This is a genomic window from Paenibacillus sp. FSL L8-0708 (assembly GCF_038009325.1).
In the GTDB taxonomy this organism is placed as follows: Bacteria; Bacillota; Bacilli; order Paenibacillales; family Paenibacillaceae; genus Paenibacillus_AQ; species Paenibacillus_AQ odorifer.
The window spans coordinates 1,043,973-1,068,758 of the sequence record NZ_JBBPBC010000001.1; the positions used below are offsets into that span (position 1 = coordinate 1,043,973).

Below are 24,786 nucleotides of genomic sequence, written 5' to 3' on the forward strand. Positions count from 1 at the left end.
CCTCTCCTAAATAAATTCATCTTCACTGTATTTAGCGTTAATATCCGCAATGCGCAGGGTAACACGAGTGCCGATTCCAAGCTCACTCTCAACAAGCAGACCAAACGAACTGCCGTAATGCAGGCGAATTCTTTCATTTACATTTCGTAGTCCAATCCCGAACCTTTCATTGTCCGTTCCAGTCTGCAGACTATTGTTTAAGGAACGAAGGGTGGTTTCATCCATACCGATCCCATCATCTTCTACACAGAATACGGCATCTCCATGCTCGCTCCATGCGGTGATGCTCAAGGTGCCCAGTCCTACCTTTTGATCCAAACCGTGAAAGACAGCATTTTCTACGACCGGTTGAAAGACAAGCTTAATAACAGGAAGATGAAGGAATTCGTCCGGCACGTCGATGTTAAGTCTGAACTTGTCTGGGAATCGGATTTCCAGCAGCTGATAATAATTTCTCACATGATCCAGCTCTTGTCTAATTGTAACAGCCTCTTCGTTTCGGACAATGCTGTAACGCATTTGAAGCCCAAGTAAATAGGTTAGCTTCGCCACACGTGGATCATCATTGCTCTCTGCAAGCATGCGGATGGATTCCAGCGTATTATAAATAAAATGGGGATTAATCTGGTTTTGAAGCGCCCGCATATCAGCCTTTTGCTTCCGTTTCTCCGTGATGGACACTTCTTGTAACAGATCTTTGATCCTTATGATCATCCGATTAAAATGACTGCCCAGCATCCCAATCTCATCATTATATTTGGAATGCTGCCAGACATCCAGATTACCATGCTGCACCCGTTTCATTAAGCGGACCAAGGATTTAAGGGGTTTGGTCAGGGCATGGGAAATTATAGTCGCAACAAAAAGTGCAAAAGCAATGATAATCAGTGTGGTCAAGATAAGCGTATTACGATTCTTTTGTACAGGGGACAGGATACGTGTTAAAGGAATCGTAACCATAGTGGTCCACCCGGTCTGTTTCGAGACGGTATACACTGCAAGATAAGACTGGCCATTCAAGTCTATTTGAAAATGATCCTGCTGCTGATTTACTTGCTGCAGCAACAGCTTTGTATTCAGAGTTTGTGTATCGGCAGCCAGATTCGGAACCGCGGAATCTTCACTGGCATAAATCAGATCTCCATTGTTATCTACAATGAACGTGTTTCCTTGCGTAACTGCATTTACGGGATCGATAATGCCCTTAAACAGATTGATGTCTACATCGAAAACGAGAATTCCTATATTCTGCAATGTGCTTACAGAGTTAATCGTACGCAGAACACTAAAGACCTCTTTATGGACATTCGAGTTGGTGCGGATCGTATGTCTGCCCTGAATGACAGGCGCTGCTCCGGCATCTTCACTCATGGTTCTCCATTTGGCTAATCGTTCCTCTGGATACAGTTCATTAATTCCAGCGTCTTTATCATAAAAGACAGAACCGTACTGATCCACCAAATACACGGCAATGATCTCTTCCTTAGTATGATTCAAATAGCTAAGGAACATCGCCATGCCCGTATTTTTTTCCCAGTCGGTATTTTGCTGTGTCAGGTAGACTTGCACATCGGTGTTATACAGCGGCAGGGCTGTATATCTTTTGAGGTCGGCAATATATCGGTCGATGGTATCTGAAGCATTCGATGTCATTTGACCCGCACCGTCAGTCGCATTCACAAGAACCGAGTTGAACATGGAGCGGGACGATAGATAACTTACATAAGTAATCGGCAGAGAGATCAGAAAGACAAAGATAACAATCAGCTTGCGCTCCATCGGTAGATTGGCAAGGAACAACCACATTTTGCGTAAAGTTAACCGGATGTATGATAGCATTTGCGTTGTTCCTTTCCTGTAATAAGCTACCTACCTTATTTGACCGCTCCACTGGTTACGCCTTCAAAGATGTAACGCTGCAGGAAGAAATATAGAATTACTGTTGGCAGCAGGATAAGCAGAATAGCCGCACAGATTAAATTCCATTCCCCCGAATTGACTCCTTGAAAACGCATTAGGATCGTCGTAACTACACCAAGGCTTTGTTTCGGCATGTAGAGGTAAGGGATGTACATGTCATTGTAAATGCTAATGGTTTTCAGAATAATCAAAGTAGCCGTAGCTGGCGTAAGTAAAGGGAAAATAATCGACCGATAGATTCTGAACAGAGAGGCACCTTCTACCATCGCACTTTCATCGAGATCCACGGGAATATTACGGATAAATTGCAGATATAAAATAATTTGAATTACATCCGCTCCAATATAAAGCACGATCGGGGCGCCAAGTGTATTGTAAAGCCCCATGCTTTTGATGATACCAAAAGTCGCCACTTGTGTCGTGATACTAGGAATAATGGTGGCTACTAGATATGCACCAAAGACTACGGGTTTCAATTTGAAAGAGAAGCGTCCCAATACAAATGCTACCATAGTGCCGAACAGGATGTTCAGAATTAAAGTAATAGCTATAATGATTAACACATTACCAAATCCGTTAAGTAGACCCCCGCGCTGGAAAACGGCAGTGAAATTATCGAAATTCAAAAAGCTTTTTGGCAGTGCCATGGAGCTGCTGCTGTTAAATTCGTCAGTGGATTTAAAGGCATTGACGATGACCACATACGGAGGAAAGAGTACAACAAATACGCCGATAAGCAGCGAGAAGTATTTAATAACATCTGTGAAGCGAAATTTGGAGTATGTCATATCTATTTGTCCCCTCCCCGGCTTAGAACTAGTTGCTGTACTAACAGTACGACGACGACAAAGAAGAGCAAGATAATACTCATGGCAGAAGCGAGGCCGTAATTATTGTAAGCAAATGCAGTATCTACAACTTTTTGTACGTATGTTTCGCTGGCGCCTGCGGGGCCGCCCTTGGTCAACACGAAGGGGAGATCGAATACTTCCAGTGCCCCTGTGACGGTAAGAAATAAGTTAAGCTGGATGACTGGCTTCATATTCGGTAAAGTAATTCTCCAAAGTGTTTGAAAAGGTCCGGCACCATCGATCTTTGAGGCCTCATAGATATCGTTTGGAATGGCCTGTAAGGAGGCGATGTAGATTACCATGTTATAACCCATGAAACGCCAAAATCCTGTGGACGCCAGAGAATAGTTAACCAGTCCTTCTGTTCCAAGCCAACTGGTCTGTCCTAGTCCGGTAAGACCAATGCTATTCAGGAACATATTCAGAGAGCCATTGGTGGTGTCAAAGACATAACCAAACATAAAGGCGACGGCGACACCGTTCATAATGTAAGGGAGGAACAGTAAGATTCGAAATGCATTTTTTCCTTTTAACTTACTATTGAGCACAATCGCAAAATAAATAGCGACGATATTCTGGAGAATTCCCATCGCGAAATAAGCAAAGTTATGGGTAAATACCTTGAAAATATCGGGGTTGGAGAAGACTTCGCGGTAATTATCGAGACCGACCCAAGGCTTCTCAGGGCTATAGCCATCCCAGTTCGTAAAGCTGTAATAAATCAGCTTGAGTGCCGGATAATACGTGAATGTTGCGAGCAGCAACAAAGGAATCGTGAGGAAGGATACAATGATAATCGTCTTCTGTTTGTTATAGGAAAGTGTTCCGAACATCGCTAGCCCTTCTTTCATAAAAACGTGGTATGGAAAGGCAAAATGGATTATCCGTAAAAGCAATAATCCATTTTGCTCCGTAGTGTACTTCGAATCAAAAGCTCAAATTAATAACCGAGGTCCTTCTTGGCTTTAGCCCAAGCTTTATTCCACTTGTCTAATACGGTTTGTGGATCTTTGGCAAGTACAAATTCCTGTACAACAGCAGGGAGATCCAGCTGTGCCTTGTTGCCGATTTCTGTAACCTTTGCATCGTCAACAGTTCCTTCTACCAGTTCTACTCCGGTAGCTTGGAATTCTTTCAGCTGAGTCAGATTGGATTCCTTGCCTTTTAATGGAGAGATAAAGCCGGCGAAATCCTCATAACCTGAATCCTCAATCATCCATTTTACGAAGGCTTTAGCTGCCTCTAAATTTTTGCTGTTTTTGGCAACGGCATAGAAGAAGTCAGGGCTAAGGGTAGCAGATGGTTTACCCGAATTGTCATAAGGGAATGGGAAGAAGCCAACATTGTCTGAAGAAGCGCCTGCTCCGATAACTTGGTTAATAACCCAGTTGCCAAGATAGTACATAGCGAATTTGCCGGAAGCGATGTCCTTTTTCGATTGCTCCCAGTTGGTGGAGTTGATGTCTTTTTCCAGATAGCCTTTTTCATTGAGCTCTCTAAGTAGGCTGAAGGCTTTGCCATAACCGTTGTCCATAGTGAATGGTGTTTCAGAGTTCAGCTTAGCATTTGGAAAATCAGGATTGCCTTCAATTAAGCGTGGTGTGTCATAAGCCCAAGTACCAAGTGGCCATTTGTCTTTAAAGTTAGAGGACATTGGAATAACACCTTTTGCTTTCAGCTTCTCGCAGGCAGCCAGGAATTCATCCCAAGTCTTAGGCGTTTCGGTGATGCCGGCATCAGTGAATGCTGTTTTGTTATAAACAATACCGGAAGTAGAGTTCCCTGTAGTAATTCCGTAAAGCTTACCATCAAAGGATTTGAAGTCTTTAAAGGTGATCTGATCGTTCAAGCCGAGATCATCCAGTGAAGCAAAATATTTTGGCAGGTCGGAGTTAGGGATGGAAGGAATAAACATAACGTCTGGAAGCTCGCCGCTGGCCATTCTGACTTTAGCCTGTTGGTTATAGTCGGTTTGGGAAGCTTCGAATTCGACTTTAATGTTCGGGTATTTTTCATTAAAGCGCTTTAAATATTCGTCATATTCTTTGCCGATCATGTCTGTTCTGTTAGTTAGGAAGGTGATTTTGCCGCTGATATCAGCTCCTGCTGCAGGTTCGGCAGTTGCATTCGTGTCACCGCCGGTATTCTCTGCGTTAGTTGCTGCGGGCTTTTCAGTTGCGGCAGCACCGTTATTCGTGGTGTTGTCATTATTCGAACCACAACCAGCAAGTGTTGAAGATAAGACCATAATCATAACAAAGGATAACGAAAATAACTTATTTCTCATAGTTTAATCCCCTTTTCGTTTTTATTGTTAGCGTTTACATGAACATTATAGCTTTATCGGAGCCGTTAATAAATGTATTGTATTATTATTTATTGTCTTTATTTGTTTTGTTTCTGCGTTTATAATTAGCATGTACCTAACAATCAGATAACAAAATACAAAGAATATCAAAAGGGTTCAATGAATTAATTGAAGTCTTATGCTATTTTTGAGAAGTCTATGCTTACAAAACTTTAGGCATCTGCTTCCGAAGCGAGTTTTGCGCGAAGTCATTCAGAGAAGTCTATGCTTACAAAACTTTTAGGAGGTATTATGAAACATTTGCATATGGATCTTGCGAAGTGGGAATTTAGAGGCTGTGGTGATGAGGAGTGGCTTCCGGCGACTGTGCCAGGTACAGTCCATACGGATTTACTAAAGAACGGGAAGATTTCAGACCCCTTTTATGGAACAAATGAACATGATCTACAGTGGATCGATAAGAAGGACTGGGAATATCAAACCTCGTTGCAGTTGGGGGAAGAGTGGCAGGAGCTTGCTTGTACGGAGCTAGTTTTTGAGGGACTGGATACTTATGCAGATGTGTACGTGAATAATGTACATGTGCTCGCTGCTGATAATATGTTTCTGGCATGGAAAGTGGATGTCAAAGATCAGTTAAAGACTGGAGAAAATAATATACGGGTGAAGTTCCGCTCTGTGGTTAAGGAAGATTTACCGAAATTAGCGAAGCTGGGTTACGCGCTGCCTGCCTCGAATGATCAATCCGAGCTTGGGGGATTAGATGAACAACGGATTAGTATTTTTGCGCGCAAAGCACCTTATCATTACGGCTGGGATTGGGGCCCGCGTTTCTTGACCAGTGGAATATGGCGTGCGGCAGCTCTGGTGGGACGTGACACCGTTCAAATTACAGACCTCTATATCCGTCAAAATGTGATTGCTAAGGAAGAAGCTCGCCTGACCGCAATTGTAGAAGTGGATGCTCCTGCTGCTTGGCGGGGAATGCTGCGAATAAGTGCCGATGGTTTGGAGTGGATGCAAGCGGTTACTTTAGAAGAAGGCAAGCAGCAATTAGAGATGAATATTGTTATATCCGAGCCACAGCTCTGGTGGTGCAGAGGGTTCGGAGAGCCTCATTTATATACATTCCAGGCAGAATTGATACAAGATGCGGAAGTAGAGGTTAGCAAAAGTGTAAAAACCGGACTCCGCAGTATTGAATTGATTCGGGAGCGTGATGCCAAAGGAGCTTCGTTTTCTTTTGCGCTGAATGGAGTTTCCGTCTTCGCCAAAGGTGCCAATCATATTCCAAATGACAGCTTCACCACAGAAGTAACCGAGGAGCGGTATCGGCATGAAATTGCCACGGCAGTAGAATCGAATATGAATATGCTGCGCGTTTGGGGTGGCGGTATATATGAAGAAGATATTTTTTATCAGCTCTGTGATGAATACGGACTGCTGGTCTGGCAGGACTTTATGTTCGCTTGCAGTATGTATCCCGGAGACGAGGCGTTCCTTGAAAATGTGAAAAAAGAAGCCGAATACAACGTCAAAAGATTGCGCAATCATCCCTGCATCGCCTTATGGTGTGGCAACAACGAGATTGATTCGGCCTGGTCACAGTTCGAGGAAAATATGGGCTGGGGCTGGAAAGAAAAACTCGGCGCTGAGCAAAGAACGACAATGTGGGCCGATTATATTAAAATCTTCCACCGTATTCTGCCGGAGGCTGTAGCCGCGTTCCATCCGGGAGTGGACTACTGGCCGTCTTCGCCGCTGCGGGAGCTGACTGGTGATATTAATCAGCATGCGACACGGATTGTGGGCGAAGGGGATGTGCATTACTGGGGCGTGTGGCACGGGATCGAGCCTTTTGAGAACTATAATACAAAGGTTGGCCGCTTCATGAGTGAATATGGCTTCCAGTCGTTCCCGGAACTAAAAACGGTAATGAGCTATGCAGAAGAGCAGGATTTGGAGCTTACCTCAGAGGTGATGCTGGCGCATCAGAAGAATGGTCGCGGTAATCTGCTGATCAAAGAATATATGGATATGTATCTGCCGCAGCCAAAGGACTTCAAAGCCTTTTTATATATGAGTCAAATCCTGCAGGCCGAAGCGATCCGAATCGCGATTGAAAGCCACAGAAGAAATAAACCTTATTGTATGGGCACTTTATACTGGCAGATGAATGATTGCTGGCCGGTGGCTTCTTGGGCGGGCATGGATTATAACGGGCGCTGGAAAGCCCTGCAATATACCGTGCGTTCAAGCTTCAAAGATGTTCTGTTGTCTATCGACGGTACAGACCGTGAGAAGGTAGACATTCATGTCGTATCTGATTTAAGAACAGCAGTGAGCGCTGAGTTGGTGCTTACTTTGTATCAGTTTAACGGTTCGGTGCTGCGAGAGTGGGCACATCCCGTTGAGCTGGGAGCTGATTCTGCTGCTATCGTATTCTCGTCTCCTGTGGCAGAGCTGCTAGAAGGTCAAGGGGTGGGTGATGTATTGCTTGGAATTTGCTTGCAGGCGGATGGCCAGGTGATAGATCACAAGCTGCATTATTTTACTCCGGAAAAAGAAATTCCATTGCAGCGCTCAGTAATTACCGTGCTGGAAACTCCAGAGAGCGGTGGATTAAGCTTCACCGTGACCAGTGATGTATTGGCTAGAGGTGTATACCTGACTTCGGAAGAGGAAGGAATATTCTCTGACAATTATTTTGACCTTCTCCCAGGTCAGACCAAGACGATAGAGTTCTCACAACGCGGGAACGATGGAAGAGACTGGATTCCTGCCGCACCTAAAGGGCTAAAGGTTCAATCGATGGTTGATTTTGTGAGCGAAGATTTGCTGTAAATCCTAAGGAGAGAAGGACTGGCACATGGGGATTTTAGTTCAGGAAGATAAGGGATTATTCCATTTACAGAGCGCAGGGATGAGTTATATTCTTCAGCTTGTTAATGATTATCCGGCACATGTGTATTGGGGCAAGAAGCTGCGTAGTGGCAGCAATTTGGAAGGGCTGTTGAATCTGGGAGGAAATAGGGGTCTCGACCGGCTCCCGCAGGAATATCCCCAATACGGCACGGGAGATTTCAGAACACCTGCTTATCAAGTTAGGCTCGAAGACGGCACTCGTATTACAGAGCTGAAATACAGCGGGTACCGGGTAGTTGAGGGTAAACCCTCACTGCCGGGTCTGCCATCTGTATATGTTGAGTCTGCGCAAGAAGCACAGACGTTGGAGCTTACACTTAAGGATGATTACGCCAAGCTGAGTGTTATTTTGCGCTATACGGTTTTTGAACATACCAACGTAATCACCCGCTCTGTGGAGTTCACCAATGCGGGGGAAACACAGCTGCGATTGCAGCGTGCACTGAGTGCTAGTGTCGATTTCTCGTCTGGCGATATGGATATGATCTATTTGGCAGGAGCTTGGTCAAGGGAAGGTAATCTGACCCGTAGACGTCTGGTGCAAGGGGGTACGACCATTGGGAGCCGCAGAGGGATGAGCAGCCACCAGTTAAATCCATTTGCAGCGCTGGTGAAACCTGAAACGGATGAAAATCATGGAGAGGCCTACGGCTTCAGTCTTGTATATAGTGGAGGCTTTGAAGCTGAGGCAGAGGTCGATTCCTTCGGGATGACCCGGTTTACGATGGGGCTGAATTCTTTTGATTTCGCCTGGCTGCTGGAGCCAGGCGAACAATTCCAGACCCCAGAAGTAGTGATGGTGTATTCTTCCGAGGGGATCGGGGAAATGTCGAGAACCTATCATCGCTTGTACCGGACCCGTTTATGCAGAGGGTTATATAGAGATAAGGAACGGCCCATTCTCGTCAACAATTGGGAAGCCACCTATTTCAACTTCGATGCGGATAAATTGGAGTCGATTGCGGCGGAAGGAGCGAAACTCGGAATAGAGCTATTCGTGCTGGACGACGGCTGGTTTGGCAAAAGAGACGCAGATAACTCCTCTCTCGGAGACTGGGTAGAGGATCTGCGCAAGCTTCCTGGCGGATTATCTGATGTGGCGCAGCGTGTGAACAATCTAGGCTTGCAGTTTGGCCTCTGGTTCGAGCCGGAGATGATCTCGCCAGACAGCGAGCTCTATCGTAAGCATCCCGACTGGTGTCTGCATGTGCCGGGACGCCGCCGTAGCGAAGCCCGCTGGCAATTGGTGCTGGACTATACTCGGGAGGATGTACGTCAGTACATTTATGAGTCACTGTCCCGGATTTTCTCGACCGTGCCCATTAGTTATGTGAAATGGGATATGAACCGTTGTTTAACGGAGATTGGCTCTGCAGAGTTACCTTCTGAACGCCAAGGGGAAACCGCTCATCGTTATGTGCTTGGTCTGTATGAGCTATTGGAGCGAATAACTTCAGAGTTTCCGCATATCCTGTTCGAGAGCTGCTGTAGTGGTGGTGGCCGCTTCGACCCAGGCATGCTGCATTACATGCCGCAGACCTGGACCAGTGACGATACCGATGCTGTGGAACGACTGAAGATTCAGTATGGAACAAGTCTGGTGTATCCGGTTAGTTCGATAGGCGCGCATGTGTCTGCCGTGCCGAATCATCAGGTAGGACGGATCACCCCGCTGTCTTTTCGTGGAGATGTAGCTATGTCCGGTAATTTCGGTTATGAGCTGGATCTTACGAAGTTTACAGACGAAGAGAAGGAACTTGTGAAGGAGCAGGTTGCGAACTATAAACAAATCCGCAGTCTTGTGCAGCAAGGTAATCTGTACCGGCTGCAAAGCCCGTTTGAGGGCAATGAGACAGCATGGATGTTCGTGTCCGATGATCAGCGAGAGGCATTAGTTTATTACTTCCGGGTAATGGCTGTGCCGCACCCGCCCCGCCGTAGCCTGAAGCTGAATGGTTTAAATCCGCAGCTGGATTACATTCTGGAGGCAAGTGGTGAGGTTTACGGTGGTGATCGGCTAATGCAGGCTGGACTGGCTCTGCCGGATATCCAGCAGGATTTTGTTAGCGGATGTTATAAATTGAAGGTGCAGGAATAGAGTTTATTGCAAGTCATCAGCAAGCCATGAGCCTAGCTCGTGGTTTGCTTTTTTTGTTCAAAGATGAATTTGAATCAGCTGAAGCTGCGGATGGCAAGGCAGCCTTGATCGTATCCACCTCCACACATATATTTCTCCTGTTATGGCATCCTGTGCAGCTACCCTTGTGCATGACGCTATAGCTTTTTTGCATGTTCATATTCCGTTCATATTGAGGTCATAGAGAGTACATCTTCATTGGTTAATCTTAGCTTAGCAGTTAGTTATGGTAGTCCAAAACACAGCTGATGACAGGAGAAGATACGAGTGGAAATAAAAGAAAGAATGAAAATGAAGGCGGGCACGAGAACAAGTAAAATACTAAACATACTACTTAAAGTAGTAGGAGCAATAATCATCGCAATCGTGCTTTTTCTCGCTATTGTCTATACAGTTAATTTAATCAGCAATAAATCGGAACAAAATAAAATAGAACCCTATGGTCAGTTAGTACCCGTAGATGGGAAAAACATGAATGTTTATATTCAAGGAAAAGGTGAAGAAACAGTCGTGCTACTACCGGGTTATGGCACAGCAGCGCCAGCTCTTGATTTTAAAGCATTAATAGATGAACTGTCGCCGTTTTACAAAGTTGTCATGATTGAGCCTTTTGGGTATGGATTAAGTGATCTGACCAAAAAGGAGCGCAGCACAGAGAATATTGTAAGTGAAATTCATGAAGCTTTACAGGCTCTTAATATTGACCGTTATATTCTAATGGGCCACTCTATTTCAGGGATATATGGACTAGATTATGTTAACAAGTATGAAAATGAAGTGAGTGCATTTGTCGGGCTTGATAGTAGTGTTCCATCGATAAGCGAGAGGAAGATCGAAGCTTCGGAATTAAGAGCTATAAATCTGCTCAAAAAATCCGGTTTAATCAGATTGCAAATGAAATTTAGTGCTGACCCAATTGCTGAACTACCATTTGATGATAAAACAAAAGAACAAATGAGACTGATCAATCGCAAAAACATATTTAATCCCACCCAATTAAATGAAGCTGGAATGATGTATTCTAATTTTAAATCAGCTGAAAGCTTAACATTTCCTAAAAATCTTCCTCTTATTTTCTTTATACAAGCGAATCAACCAGCAACGGATAGATGGATACCAGAGCATGAAAAGCAAATCAAGGACTCTGTGCATGGAAAAATAGTGAAGTTTGAAGAGGGACATTATTTATATCGCACTAAAGCAAAAGAAATCGTAAAAGACTTTCAGGCATTTATGAAAGAAATAAAATAAGTGCTGCCGTCGAGCCGACCGGATTTCAGGATTTCCTCTGATTTTCGTTCGGGTTTTTATTATTCTGTAAGATATGGGGGAGTGCCACCAGTTAACGATGCTCCAATCATTATGGTCTGGTCTGGGATAAGAATGAGAAGGCGCCGACTACATATGATGGAGAGTTCCCTTGGTTGCTGCTAGGTTCCTAGGTACCCTGCTTCGGATCGGACTCAGGAGTCCTTATTTGCTGGAAAAGAGGCAATTGAGGCTACTTTCGGACCCCAGCGACGTTATTGGCTAATTATCGCGACCGTATGGGGGTGTTTTGGAGTAAGTAGCTGCACCTGAGTCCGATACCATCTCAAATATGCGTTTTTTTCGCAAATAGTGGCTATACGGTCCGTAAGTAAATGGGTAAGTACGACCAGTGGCGAGTAACCAACTAATCGAATGGGTGAGTACGACCAGTGGAGCGTGACCAACTCATCGAATGGGGGAGCCTCACCAGTGGCACACGGAGCAACTCATCGAATGGTACTTTCCAATGATCGCCGGCTGACTCGCTAATTATCCGTAGTTTCCAGTAATCTACGGTGAGCCCTATCTTTCCACAACCTCCATAAATCCCACAATGAACACCACGGTAGCCTTTTTTAAGCTAGAGCATGTCCTATTTCCCTATAATCCACATTGACTTGGGTTTGTCACACCCCTATGATGATTATTAATATAAAAATATATGACACGAAGAGGAGCGAAACATCATGGCTTTGGAGATCGAACGCAAGTTTCTGCTGCCGGAATTTCCGGAGCAGCTGATTCAAAAGGGAGAATTGAAGATTGTTACCCGTCATAATATCGATCAGACATATCTGGCGATAGATGGTGGTCAAGAGCTTCGCGTGCGTAAAATTACGGATCTGGACTCAGGTGAGGTAACCTACACGCATACGTTTAAGGATGGCAAAGGGATCAAACGCGAGGAGATCGAATATTTTATCTCAGAGGGTTTATATAATCAGATGATCGAAGCGGTAAATGCGGTAGCTTTGGTCAAAGAGCGAATTACAGCGGTGTGGAATGGCACAACGGTTGAGATCGACGTATATTCCCAGCTGAAATTGTCCGTATTGGAGGTTGAATTTGAATCTCTGGAGGAAGCGGAAAGCTTTAAAGAGCCGGAATGGTTCGGTAAAGATGTTAGTACAGAACGGCAGTACAGCAACAAAACGGTCTGGAGAGAGCTGCAAAATAAGACAAAGAATTAACGGACTTTAGCGCGTAAACGTGGTAGTATATAGGGAAAACAAGCAGAAATAGCTTTATCATCCCTAGCTAGCTTAAGGATAACGTTTAGGGTGAAACTTATAGTTAATTATAAGAATTTATAAGTGGTGCAACTATAATAGCCTTATATTTCTGCGAGAAACAGTTGTCTTCTATATAGGACGACAACATTGTTTCTTCTTATCATATATTCTTGTCATATATTAACGAGGGGTTCAGGAGGATGAGCATGAAGTTTATAAGCACAAGAGGTAATGTGGAACCTAAAGGTTTTATTGATACGGTGTTGATGGGTCTTGCGGACGACGGTGGGCTGATGGTTCCATCCGAGATTCCAGTGGTTTCAGCAGCAACGTTGGAAGAGTGGAGAAGTCTTAGCTATCAGGAGTTGTTCCTGAAGATTGTTGCCTATTACACCAATGATGAGATTCCTTACGAGGATTTGCAGGAAATGGTCAACACCAGTTATGCCAATTTCCGCACACCTGAAGTAACACCTATACACCAAGTGGATGATTCTTTATATGTCCTTGAATTGTTCCATGGGCCTACTTTTGCTTTCAAGGATGTAGCGCTGCAATTTATGGGTGAGCTGTATTCATATATTTCCAAAAAACAAAACAAAATCATCCACATCCTCGGTGCAACCTCTGGGGATACTGGAGCGGCGGCCATTCAAGGTGTACGCGGCAAAGAAGGCATCAAGATCTGTATTCTCCATCCACATGGTAAGGTAAGTAAAGTGCAGGAGCTGCAGATGACTACGGTGGACGACAGCAATGTATTGAATTTGTCTGTTCATGGTAACTTTGATGATTGCCAGAAGGTGATTAAGGATCTGTTCGCAGATCTGGACTTTAAAGGTCGGTATCATCTGCGTGCAATCAATTCCATTAACTTTGTGCGGATTCTGGCGCAGACTGTTTATTATTTTTATGCATATCTGCATGTCGATGGCAGCAACGAGAAGAAGATTAATATCAGCGTGCCTTCCGGTAACTTCGGTAATATTTTCTCGGGCTATTTGGCTAAGCAAATGGGGCTTCCTATTAACAAGCTGATCATTGCTACGAATGAAAATAATATTTTGGAGCGTTTCGTGAATACTGGCGAATACAAACCAGGTAATTTCACAAGCACTTACAGCCCTTCGATGGACATCCAAGTGGCAAGTAATTTCGAACGTTATCTGTATTATCTGGTAGGCGAGGATTCTGAGAAGTTATCCGCGTATATGTCCAAGCTGCAAACCGAAGGCAAGATTACGGTTGAAGGCGAGGCGCTTCAGCAGGTGCAGAAGGATTTTGCAGCGCTGGGTGTAAAGAATGATCAATGCTTGAATATGATCGCTAAGTATCAAAAAGAATACGGCTACCTGCTTGATCCACATACAGCATGTGGAATCGCGGCTTACGAAGCTTTTAATGGCCCGGATGAGATTGGCATTACCTTTGCGACTGCACATCCAGCTAAGTTCGATGAGGCAATTACTTTGATCGATATTAAGCAGGAATTCCCGGCACAGATTAAAGCATTGTTCGAGATGCCACAACATCAAACCGTAGTGGATCATGACAAGGATGAAATCGTGCGTCAGCTGCAAGCTTTTTACGGATTGTAATATCATATACAGTCCTACTTCACAGCACAGCCCCCGTTCTTGGGATAAGGACGGGGGCTGTTTGTGCGTTTATAGTAGCTTCTAACATTAACGTTGCGGCGTACGGGTCTGCTCCCTAGCTTTTTCACAAAAAGCAGCGACCTTGTAAGAGACATAGTACGACAGCATTTTTTCAGAATCGGTAAAGTCGGTGTCCAGCAGTCTGCTGATAAGATCGAGCTTATATCTGAGTGTATTCCGGTGAATGTACAGCTCGTCTGAGGTAATCTGCATGTTCCGGTTATTTTTGAGATAAACGTAAAAGGTATGATACAGATTGGACTGGTGCACAGTATCGTATTCTTGAAGCTTGAGCAGCTCTGGATGGTAGTAGTTATTATCCTCGTTAAACACAACATCAGCAGAGAGCATCTCATAGAGCTGGATATCTGAATAGTAAGTCAGCTGCTGCTGCGGGCTGAGAATGGTACCGATCCGAATAGCGTTTCGGGAGTGAAGATAGTGTCTCCTACATTGCGTAAGATTAGTGAACATATTGCTGATGCCAAGCGAGATGCCGGTTTGGGCTAGAAATTCCTGCAGCTGCTTATTTACAAGCTCTTTGGAGAGATTTCCATCATGGATCATTACAATCTGCCCGTCATAATAGGTGGAAGGACTGCCCGGAAAAAGCTGTTGCAAACGTTCTCTTAAATAATCATCATAACGGCCTGAACCTTCATACCAGGTAAGATCGAACAGCAGCACAAGCAGCTGATTCCCGAACTTTAGTCCTGCACTCCGCATCCTGTCCTGAATAATCCGGTTGTCCTGAAGCTGTTCCTCTAGCAATGCGCAGATAAAATCTTCAACTTTTATATTTTTGGCGTTGCGATAGTAGCTATTTTTGCCCATCTCTTCGGCAAGTATGGTAGCGGTGATGGACAGCAGCTCGTTATCTCTGGCACGAAAAGGATTTGTGCATCCTAGAAGCAATACATTGCCGATTTGTTTGCCGGCTACTTTTATTTTGGAGATCAGTTTGGAGTTTGATGTTTCCTCGCAGGTTACCTCATAAGATTCATCGCTTTGTTTCCCACGCTGGACACTGTTCATTTTGCTCACAGCCGCAATGAAGTCGTAAGAGCAATAACCTTTGCGGATATTATCACTCCATATGTAATCGTCGATATCGGAAAGGTCAGAGTGAGCTACAATTTTGAAGCTGCAATCAAATACAATGACGGGATTCTGCAGTAGCTCGGCAGCTGTCTGTACGATAGCTGAAAGGCCTGCACCTGAAATGTATGCAGTAAACAAAGATGCGGTATAATGCTCCATTTCGATTTTACCTGATACTTGCTCATTTAAGGAAACATCCATTCATATCGCCCCCTGGTTCAATAATAGTGCAATATGCACTATAAAGAAGTGATTTTTGGTGCTTGTAAATATATTCACAAAGTATTGGACGCCTTAAACTAAAGGTGGAGGTGCTAAGCAGATGAAATATGAAAAACTGTTTGCAGCAGGTAAAATTGGACGCCTTGAACTTAAGAATAGAATTGTATTGCCGGCTATGGGAACGTCACTGGCTGCGGCCAGTGGTGAAGCATCGGATGAAATGATTGCTTTTTATGAGGAACGTGCCGCAGGTGGCTGTGGTCTAATCATTACGGAAATTACGCGTGTGGATAATGAGACCGGAGTAGGTACACCGAACCAGCTGAATGCAAGTGACTTGCTGTTTGTGCCGCGTCTGGAGAAACTGGCAAGAGCTGTGCATCGTCATGACAGCAAAATATTCCTTCAGCTCCAGCATCCGGGCCGGCAAAATCACGGACGGCTTATTGGAGGCAAACAAATTGTTGCTCCTAGCGCAGTGATGTCTTCAGCGATTGGGGAAATGCCCCGGGAGCTGTCTACTGAAGAGGTAGAAGAGTTAGTTCGTAAATTTGTGTTCGGAGCTTATATAGCTAAAACAGCAGGTATTGATGGTGTGGAGATCCATGGTGCCCACGGCTATCTCGTAGGACAGTTTCTGAGCCCACTTACCAATCTGAGAACTGATAAATATGGCGGTTCACTGGAAGGTAGAATGTCATTCCTGAACGAAATTGTGCTTGGCATCAAAAAGACCTGTGGCGCAGGATTCCCTGTATCGGTGCGAATCGACGGCGATGAATTTGTCTCAGGCGGGATTACACTGGATGAGGCTATCCAGACTGCGAAACATCTGGAAAGCATCGGAGTGGATTGCATAAATGTAAGCTCCGGCACTTATGAATCATCCAATACGATCATTGAGCCGATATCCTACCCGCAAGGCTGGAAAAAACATCTCTCCGCAGCCATTAAGCAAGCGGTGCAAATTCCAGTGATTGCTTGTGATGTGATCCGTAAGCCTGAATTTGCTGAGAGTCTGCTACAGGAAGGAAACACGGATTTTGTAGCCCTTGGAAGAGCCCAACTGGCCGATCCGGAGTGGGGTAACAAAGCGGCAGCAGGCAAAGAAGCAGAGATCAGAACCTGTATCTCTTGCCTGTACTGTATTCAGGAAGTAATGGAGTGCAAGGTAATCAAGTGTGCTGTCAATGCCAGAGTGGGCCGTGAGCTTGAATTTGCAGAACCAACCAAAGATGGCGCTGGCAAAGTAGTAGCTGTGATCGGCGGGGGTCCAGCAGGTATGGAAGCAGCACGGATTCTGGCGCTCAGAGATTTTAAACCTGTATTGTTCGAAGCCAGAGATGTGCTAGGCGGCAGCGTGGAGCTGGGAAGCCGGCCACCATTGAAGGAGAAGCTGAACTGGTTTATTGATAATATGCAGCATCAGTTAGAGGATCTGGATGTTGATGTCCGTCTCTCTACGAAACCTACGCTGGAACAACTGAAGCAACTGAACCCTTATGCGGTATTTGTTGCTGCTGGGGCACAGCCTATAGTGCCTGTTATTCCGGGAGTAAAGAAGGCAGCGGTCTGCACCGTTGTTGACGTACTTAGTGGGTCAGTTGTGATTAAGAACAAGCAGGCTGTGGTCATCGGCTCCGGCATGACAGGGCTGGAAACGGCTGAATATTTAGCCGATATGGGAAATCAGGTCACGGTGGTGGAAATGCAGCCGCGGGTTGGTCCAGATGCCTATCTGCCAAATCTGATCGACATTGTGACTAGACTGAAAAAGAACGGCGTGGAGCTCTTAGCATCAACCAAGCTGGTAGAAGTGCAGGATGGCGCGATTGTGCTTGAGAATACGTCCACGGGGGAAACTTCGCTGAAAAAGACGGATGCTGTTGTATTATCCATTGGTGTTACACCCGATCGCTCATTTGTTGATGAGTTGAAGCAGGTACTGCCTAATGTGAAGGTGATCGGCGATGCAGGCAAGCCAGGCCGAATCGGACAGGCCATTCAATCTGGATTCGAAACGGCTTTTGTGCTGAACTAAAGGGTTACTAATCTAAGGAGGGTTCATTCATGGTGAGTTTTGTGAAAAGTTTCGCAGATATGCAGAAATACGGAGGCAAGCCAACCACCTTTTATGATGCAGAGATGCTGACGGTGTATTGGGAGACCAAACCAGAGATTATCGAGCGTTTGTTGCCGAAGCCACTGAAGCCAACAAGCCGGCCGCTGGTAAATGCTTTTATCGCCAATTACCCAGTTACGAACTTTTGTCCACCTTATCGTGAAGCTGGATTGTTCGTTCTAGCGGACTATAACGGACAATTAGGCAACTACTGCCTGTCGATGCCTATTACAAGCGATATCGGGATGGCTATGGGCCGGGAAGTATGTGGGCTGCCTAAGAAAATGGCCGATGTGCGTATGAACACCTCAGAAGATGGCATTGATGGGGCAATCGGCCGGCATGGCATTGACTTTTTCAACGTAAAAGCCACTATGGATGGACACTTCAATGACAATGGAGCCGAGAAGATTCTGGAGGAATATTACGGCAAAGATATCCCTTTGTATAACATCAAATATGCCAATGCAATTGACGGAAACGGCTTCGATCTGATGCCAACCTTGGTCACACAGCGTTTAGTAAGTGAGGTTAAAGTCTATAAAGCGGCTGAAGCCTCTATCACCTTCCAAGACTCCCCGCATGATCCTTGGAGTGAGCTTGAAGTTGTGAATATGCTGGGCGCGGTTTACACCGTCAGTACAAATGTGCTTGAAAAAGGTAAAATTCTGGAGCCTCTGAATCCAATGGAGTATCTTCCATACTGCTATCTCCGCTGGGACTGGTGGGAGAACAATTTGCAACCTGTTTCCTCAGTATAAGCCTACGTGTTTGAAGTGAGTTTGTGCGAAATGAAACCGAAGAAGGATCGGCTAACTAAACATTAGGAGGAATTAGAATGACTAACCTTTTTGATTTGACGGGTAAGACAGCTATTATCGCAGGAGCATCCAGTGGGATCGGGGTACAATTCGCAGAGATGCTTGCTGAGCAAGGAGCAGACATTGCTATTTTGGCTAGAAGATATGACAAGCTTGTAGCAGTAGCCGAGGATATCCGGGCTAAATACCCTGAACGCAGAATAATTCCTATCGAGTGTGATGTAAGAAAAGAGGACCAGATTATTGTGGCTGTTCAAAAGGTTATGGAAGCCTTTGGCAAAATTGATATTCTGTTGAATAATGCTGGTGTGGTGGATGCGGTTCCGATTGAGGCGCTGGAAGAAGAAGCTTGGGATCGGGTACTGGATACGGATTTAAAAGGTGTTTTCCTGATGTCGAAACATGTGATCCGGCATATGAAGGAACGGAATTACGGCAAAATCGTCAATACAGCCTCAATGCTAGGCCTTACAGCTTCTGCATCGGTTCCTACGCATTCTTACAATGCTGCTAAAGGCGGAGTGATCCATCTGACAAGAGGGGTGGCGGCAACTTATGCTAAGCATGGTATTACTGTTAATGCGATTGGACCAAGCTTGTTCAAAACTGAAATGACTGAGAATACGTTATTTGCAGAAAAAGCGCTAAAAATGTACAACGCAGTGTGTCCGATGGGGCGCCCTGGTAATCCGGGAGAATTAAACGGCGCCGTGCTCTACTTTGCTTCAGATGCTTCCAGCTACACTACAGGTCAGACTTTGTTTGTAGATGGCGGCTGGACAATTATATAGAGTTCATCTGGTTCTGTAAGCTCGGGGAATGATTGTAACTCCAAAAAAAGGGTATCTCAAAAGCCATGAAAGGGTGGCTGGGATACGCCTTTTTTTGCGTTGTACGATGAGCGGTGCTCCGCCAGTAACAAGAGAATTGCTGAATTTATCAGAAATTGTCGTTAATTTGCCTTAAAAAGTAGACATGACTACCTATGAGTGAGAAAATAGCATGTAGAGTTAGTAATAACTAAAAAGGACGGGATAACATCATGACAATTCGTTTCGGGGTCATTGGAACAAACTTTATTACAGACCGCTTCGTGCAAGCCGGCTTGGAGAATGAGGAGTTTATCCTGACAGCCGTGTACTCTCGCACAATGGAGAAAGGTCAGGCCTTTGCTGCTAAATATGCGGGAGCTACAATTTATACGAATTTGGAAGATATGGTGAAAAGCAAAGATGTAGATGCTATATATATTGCCAGCCCAAATTCTATGCATGCAGAACAAGCGATTATGTGCTTAAATCACGGCAAGCATGTGCTCTGCGAGAAACCGGCTGCATCCAACAGTACGGAGCTTAAAGCTATGATTGAAGCTGCGCGCACAAATGATGTGCTACTGGTAGAGGCGATGAAATCGACCTTTATGCCGAACTTTGGAGTGATTCGTGATAATTTGTATAAACTCGGCCAAGTTCGCCGTTATTTTGCAAGTTACTGTAAGTACTCCTCCAGATATGATGCCTACCGGCAGGGGACTGTGTTAAATGCGTTTAATCCCGCTTTTTCCAATGGCTCGTTAATGGATCTTGGAGTGTACTGTTTGTATCCAATGGTAGTGCTCTTTGGCAAGCCTCAATCAGTACAGGCAGTGGGTGTCATGCTCTCGTCAGGTGTGGATGGTGAAGGAAGTCTCATTATGAAGTATGACGATATGGATGCGGTAGTTATGCACTCCAAGATTTCCGACTCCTATCTGCCAGCTGAGATTCATGGAGAGAACGGTACGATGGTGATCGACAAAATCAATGAGCCTTATCAGGTGAAAATTTACTATCGTGATGGTACAGTTGAGGAGCTTACGTTGCCTCAGGTGTTTGAACCTATGTATTATGAGGTGGAAGAATTCATCAACTTGATTAAGAATGGTGAACGGGAGAGCAGAATTAATACTCATGAGAACTCCATGGCCGCAGCAGAGATTATGGAGGAAGCCAGAGCACAGATCGGTCTCCGCTATGCCTCAGATTTATAATAAATAGAATGGGGAGCAGGACTTGAAGACTTTTAAAAAGGTTTATATTGAGATAACAAGCGTCTGCAACCTCGCCTGCAGCTTTTGTCCACAAACCGCCCGGACGAAAAATTTCATGAAGCTTGATACGTTTAATACGATATTGGATGAAATTAAACCACACAGCAATCATATTTATCTTCACGTCAAAGGGGAGCCGTTGCTGCATCCCAAGATCGGTGAACTGTTGGATGCTGCTCATGCCAAAGGGTTCAAGGTTAATATTACAACCAATGGCACGTTAATTCATAAAGCCGGACCTAAAATTCTTGGTAAGCCCGCACTGCGTCAGATGAACTTTTCTCTGCACAGCTTTGATGGGCATGAAGGGTCAGAGAACCGTGAAGGCTATCTTTCAGAGATAATTTCTTTTGTACGGGAAGCCTCAGCGCAAGGGGTCATTATTTCTTTCCGCTTGTGGAATTTGACGGAGGATAATCTGACGAATCTGGAGAGAAGCCGTAACCGTGAAACCCTTGCCCTGCTGGAGGAAGCCTTCAACTTGGATTTCAAGATCGAAGAAAAGGTTGTGCCTGGCAGTGGTGTCAAGATTGCCCCACGCGTCTACCTTAATCAGGATCATGAGTTCCGTTGGCCAGCGCTGAATGAGCCGGAAGATGACGGAAAAGGGTTCTGTCATGCCCTGCGGAGCCAAGCGGCAATCCTTGTGGATGGCACGGTTGTGCCATGCTGTCTGGATGGTGAAGGAGTAATTAACCTAGGCAACATCCATGAAACTCCGTTCTCAGAGATTGTAGAGGGGGAGCGGGCGAACAATTTATTCTATGGCTTCTCACGTAGAGAAGCGGTGGAGGAGCTGTGCCGCAAATGTGGGTATCGGCAGCGGTTCGGAACCTAATGATTGGAATGCAAACAGAACCGGGACATGGCTATTTCATGAGTCCTGGTTCTGTTTTTTAATTAACGGGATTGTATATATAATAATAGGTCTTTATAGTCTCCACTTTGGAGCGAAGGAGGAGCATATGCTGAAATCACTGGAAGCCATCGCCTTATACCGTGAAGGTGTGCAAGATCATTTGGAGGATCACCTCTGGCTGAAGCTTATTGTCCAAGCGGAGGAGCAGATTGTAAATTTGGAACGTGTGGAATCTCTGGAGGAGCTGGATCGCAGGAATCCCGTACTGGACTATGTGGAACGTAGCTTGCAGATTCTGGACCAACTTCCCCGTTCTATTTGGATAAAAGAGCTGGTGGAAGAAACGTTAATTTGGTCAGAAACGGCTAAGGGAGGTACAGCAAAGGAGCGGCTGGTTTGGCAGGAGGAAGGGATCAATTGTTTTGTACATAATTTAGGTTCCGCACAGTTATATGAGAGATATTTAGGGAAGGCTGTCTCCGAGAAAGGTTCGATGATTCAGCGGCTTATTGAGACTCATGGACTTATAGGACAGCAAATTCGCGGAGAAGTGCCGCCGGAAGTCAATAAGCCACTCCATGATATAGTGGAAGATCAGCTGCTGACCGCGGAGGAACTGGAACGCCTGCTGACCGTGCTCAATCATTGCATCATCGGAGCTGTGTCTCCCGAGTTATGGCAGAATGTGCAGCATGAAGTGAAGCAGCTTATTGAGCTGATTTCTTCAGGCAATCTTGCTAGTCCTATGCCGATGAAGGAACGACTGCGCAGAATGCGGCTGGGTCCGATCTCTAGAGGAGAGGATTTCACTACGGAATGGGCTAAGCTGACGCAGGAAGGTTTCCATGCTGAACGGTTGGTTTCATTAAGTAAGATTACCTTCTGGTATGTAGAATCTGCACTACAGACCTTTTCGCTGGAGCAATTTCTGAAGGTGATGGTGCTTGCTGCCCAGAGGGCGCAGAATGAATCCTTAAGCCATATCAGCTTCGAGCATGTCATGAACAGCATTTACTACGATTACAAGGGTGTTAAGAAGACCAATGTTTATAAGAAGCGGATTATCGAAAAATATTTAGCGGAGCTTACATGGAAGGATATCGAGCAAGGGACTTTGCCTGCTGAGAACCCTCACCTACTCTTGCGGCAATATTCTAAGGAACATCTGCCAGACACGGTATTTTTTCAATTCCAATTCTCGGCAGCGGCAGAGAAGCTGATCGAATTCTGTATGGAAGCTGAAAAATCACCCTTGTATGAACGTGCTGTATTGCTGTTATTCGATCTATTCGAGCTGCGCAGGGATGCTTTTGACCGTTTTCATAATGAAGATACCTACTTAAGCCAAATGAATAATACAGCAGATTATAAAGCTGTAATTCTAGATCATGTCACTGGACAAAAAGTGCTGGATATCGGTCCGGGCGGCGGTGTGCTGCTGGATTTACTGGAAGAGCGTATGCCCGAGGTTACTCCTATCGGCATTGATATATCAAGCAATGTAGTGGAAGCCTTGCGACAACGCAAGCAGCGGGAAGGTCGCCACTGGGAGGTGCTGCAGGGAGATGCGTTGAACCTTAAAGATTTCGTGGAGGCCGGAACGGTGGACACGGTAATTTTCTCTTCGATTTTGCATGAGCTATATTCTTATGTGCCGCTAAATGGTAATAAGTTCAATCACGACACCGTCTCCGCAGCTCTGCGAAGTGCCTTTGCTGTATTGTCAGCTGGCGGGGTTATCATTATCCGCGATGGGATCATGACTGAACCTGCATCATTGCTGCGGAGAGTTCGCTTTCTGGAAGAGGACGGTCTGGTGTGGCTGGAGCGTTATGCGAAGGATTTTGCTGGACGTCAGATTCAGTTTCAGAGATTAGGGGAACAAGAAGTACTCATGCCCGTTAATGATGCCATGGAATTTTTATATACTTATACCTGGGGCGAAGAGGCTTATATTCACGAAGTCCAAGAACAGTTTGGTTATTTCACCCCTACGGAGTTTGCCTCATTTATTGAACAGATTTTAGGAGAGCAGGCAAAGATTGAGGTCTTCCGGCATTACTTGCAAGAAGGTTATACCGAAGCTTTGCGTGATAGAGTAAGGTTCATGGATGAGAGCGGACAGGAAGTGGCGCTGCCGGACAGCACCTGCTTTATTGTGATTCGGAAGGAATAGCCGAAAAATACATCAGCTGCATCTAAAAAAAGCAATCGGCAGACCCTCTGCTGCGGAGGAGATCCGATTGCTTTTTTATATAGAGATTCTTGCCCTTGTTAGATTAGTACTTCTAGCTGCGACTTATCAGATTCTTCGGCTAAACGTTGAATTTCTTGATAGGTAGCTAATTGTTCTGTCCGCTCATTGGTGTTCTCTTCAAAAGGTTTAATTTCTGTTGAACCTGCTTTATCGATCTGATCTTTAATTTTATCTCCCGTGTCTTTCATGGCATCGCCTAACGTTTCGTTCATTTCCGATAGTTTAGTTTCGATTTTGGATAACTGCTCCCGTTTGGCTGTTGCGGAATGAGTAGAACGAGCCTCATCCAGCTCTATTTCCTTGGTCAGAACTTTTGCCTCGCCACGCATCTTAGTGTGGGTAGAAGAAACTACCTCCATTTGGCTAACATCTTGGCTTACAGAAACAATCGTATTCAATCTTTCGTTCTGTATCTCTTGCTCGGTTTTAGGTTCATCCTTTGGATTAGCTTTTTGAGCATCTTCTAAGTTCTTTTGTTGCTCTTCGAAGCTGTATTTTGCAATTTGTTGGTCAATCGTTTGGAGCTGCTTGTCGAACTCTTTAAGTTGATCTTGAATAGATTCGAGATTATGTGAACTTTTGGTAGTTCTTTCAATCAGACTGTTCTTACTGTCGATGATATTTTGTTTTTGTTTAAGCAGGGAGTTAACCATTCCGTCCATTTTGGATTGATTTTGAAAAGCAGCCTTTGCAGATTTACTTATTGATAATTTATCTCCATTACCATTACCACTAGTATTGCTGTTTGATTTCATAGTTTTATCATTAGTTTGGTGACTAACAGATACATTAAACCTCGTTCCCATAGATGAGGTCATATTCGTTATATGCATGGTTCATTATCCTCCTACGACGATAAGATCTATCTATAATATATCGGCAAATCAGCAGTAATATTTAATAAAGAGAGCTGTTAGCCGCAGCGTTGTTTGATGGACGCTTAACAGCTTTTTTGTCCAAACTATCCCGGAAG

18 protein-coding genes are annotated in these 24,786 nt (G+C 44.9%); 12 read left to right on the top strand and 6 right to left on the bottom strand.

Features of this window, described 5'->3' with window-relative positions:
• Positions 1-6 precede the first annotated feature (6 nt).
• From NYE58_RS04710 to NYE58_RS04725, 4 genes are all read right to left on the bottom strand, one after another.
• Positions 7-1,839 carry a cache domain-containing sensor histidine kinase gene (locus NYE58_RS04710; protein WP_076220069.1) on the bottom strand — a complete coding sequence of 611 codons (1,833 nt, stop codon included), beginning with the start codon at positions 1,837-1,839 and terminating at the stop codon, positions 7-9.
• Between the two features lie 35 nt (positions 1,840-1,874).
• Positions 1,875-2,708, bottom strand: coding sequence for a carbohydrate ABC transporter permease (locus NYE58_RS04715; RefSeq protein WP_076130664.1), 834 nt, complete (start codon positions 2,706-2,708; stop codon positions 1,875-1,877).
• A 2-nt stretch (positions 2,709-2,710) separates the two neighbouring features.
• Positions 2,711-3,604 carry a carbohydrate ABC transporter permease gene (locus NYE58_RS04720; RefSeq protein ID WP_076220068.1) on the bottom strand — a complete coding sequence of 298 codons (894 nt, stop codon included), beginning with the start codon at positions 3,602-3,604 and terminating at the stop codon, positions 2,711-2,713.
• A gap of 107 nt (positions 3,605-3,711) precedes the next feature.
• Entirely contained in the window at positions 3,712-5,058 is a 1,347-nt protein-coding gene (locus NYE58_RS04725; protein WP_076130663.1) for an ABC transporter substrate-binding protein, read from the bottom strand.
• Between the two features lie 312 nt (positions 5,059-5,370).
• Between NYE58_RS04725 and NYE58_RS04730 the strand changes: the two genes are divergently transcribed.
• The 6 genes from NYE58_RS04730 to thrC all read left to right on the top strand — a co-directional run bounded on the left by NYE58_RS04730 (position 5,371) and on the right by thrC (position 14,282).
• Positions 5,371-7,923: a beta-mannosidase gene (locus tag NYE58_RS04730; RefSeq protein WP_076276804.1), complete on the top strand. Its 2,553-nt coding sequence runs from the start codon at positions 5,371-5,373 to the stop codon at positions 7,921-7,923.
• Between the two features lie 25 nt (positions 7,924-7,948).
• Positions 7,949-10,102 (top strand): alpha-galactosidase, encoded by a 2,154-nt coding sequence (locus tag NYE58_RS04735; RefSeq protein WP_339246528.1) that lies wholly within the window; start codon positions 7,949-7,951, stop codon positions 10,100-10,102.
• Positions 10,103-10,128: 26 nt separating this feature from the next.
• The gene (locus tag NYE58_RS04740; protein WP_179086866.1) at positions 10,129-10,284 is read left to right on the top strand and encodes a hypothetical protein; all 156 of its coding nucleotides are present in this window, start codon (positions 10,129-10,131) and stop codon (positions 10,282-10,284) included.
• A gap of 142 nt (positions 10,285-10,426) precedes the next feature.
• Entirely contained in the window at positions 10,427-11,392 is a 966-nt protein-coding gene (locus tag NYE58_RS04745) for an alpha/beta fold hydrolase (RefSeq protein ID WP_076194460.1), read from the top strand.
• Between the two features lie 746 nt (positions 11,393-12,138).
• Positions 12,139-12,642, top strand: coding sequence for a CYTH domain-containing protein (locus tag NYE58_RS04750; RefSeq protein WP_036680734.1), 504 nt, complete (start codon positions 12,139-12,141; stop codon positions 12,640-12,642).
• 248 nt (positions 12,643-12,890) lie between these two features.
• Positions 12,891-14,282: a threonine synthase gene (gene thrC / locus NYE58_RS04755; protein ID WP_341001209.1), complete on the top strand. Its 1,392-nt coding sequence runs from the start codon at positions 12,891-12,893 to the stop codon at positions 14,280-14,282.
• Positions 14,283-14,369: 87 nt separating this feature from the next.
• On the opposite strand, the gene NYE58_RS04760 is transcribed toward thrC, so the two are convergent.
• The gene (locus NYE58_RS04760; protein ID WP_076194388.1) at positions 14,370-15,644 is read right to left on the bottom strand and encodes a PucR family transcriptional regulator; all 1,275 of its coding nucleotides are present in this window, start codon (positions 15,642-15,644) and stop codon (positions 14,370-14,372) included.
• A gap of 121 nt (positions 15,645-15,765) precedes the next feature.
• On the opposite strand from NYE58_RS04760, the gene NYE58_RS04765 reads away from it, so the two are divergent.
• The 6 genes from NYE58_RS04765 to NYE58_RS04790 all read left to right on the top strand — a co-directional run bounded on the left by NYE58_RS04765 (position 15,766) and on the right by NYE58_RS04790 (position 23,732).
• Positions 15,766-17,706, top strand: coding sequence for an NAD(P)/FAD-dependent oxidoreductase (locus NYE58_RS04765; protein WP_076219701.1), 1,941 nt, complete (start codon positions 15,766-15,768; stop codon positions 17,704-17,706).
• 29 nt (positions 17,707-17,735) lie between these two features.
• Positions 17,736-18,548, top strand: coding sequence for an acetoacetate decarboxylase family protein (locus tag NYE58_RS04770; RefSeq protein WP_341001210.1), 813 nt, complete (start codon positions 17,736-17,738; stop codon positions 18,546-18,548).
• A gap of 77 nt (positions 18,549-18,625) precedes the next feature.
• The gene (locus NYE58_RS04775; protein ID WP_036680744.1) at positions 18,626-19,399 is read left to right on the top strand and encodes an SDR family NAD(P)-dependent oxidoreductase; all 774 of its coding nucleotides are present in this window, start codon (positions 18,626-18,628) and stop codon (positions 19,397-19,399) included.
• A gap of 251 nt (positions 19,400-19,650) precedes the next feature.
• Positions 19,651-20,637 carry a Gfo/Idh/MocA family protein gene (locus NYE58_RS04780; RefSeq protein ID WP_038568824.1) on the top strand — a complete coding sequence of 329 codons (987 nt, stop codon included), beginning with the start codon at positions 19,651-19,653 and terminating at the stop codon, positions 20,635-20,637.
• Between the two features lie 22 nt (positions 20,638-20,659).
• Positions 20,660-21,535 (top strand): radical SAM/SPASM domain-containing protein, encoded by an 876-nt coding sequence (locus NYE58_RS04785; protein ID WP_341001212.1) that lies wholly within the window; start codon positions 20,660-20,662, stop codon positions 21,533-21,535.
• A gap of 127 nt (positions 21,536-21,662) precedes the next feature.
• Complete coding sequence (locus NYE58_RS04790; protein ID WP_341001214.1) at positions 21,663-23,732, top strand: class I SAM-dependent methyltransferase; 2,070 nt, start codon at positions 21,663-21,665, stop codon at positions 23,730-23,732.
• 98 nt (positions 23,733-23,830) lie between these two features.
• On the opposite strand, the gene NYE58_RS04795 is transcribed toward NYE58_RS04790, so the two are convergent.
• A complete protein-coding gene (locus NYE58_RS04795) occupies positions 23,831-24,646 on the bottom strand; it encodes a hypothetical protein (RefSeq protein WP_076219698.1) in 816 nt (271 codons plus the stop codon).
• Positions 24,647-24,786 lie beyond the last annotated feature (140 nt).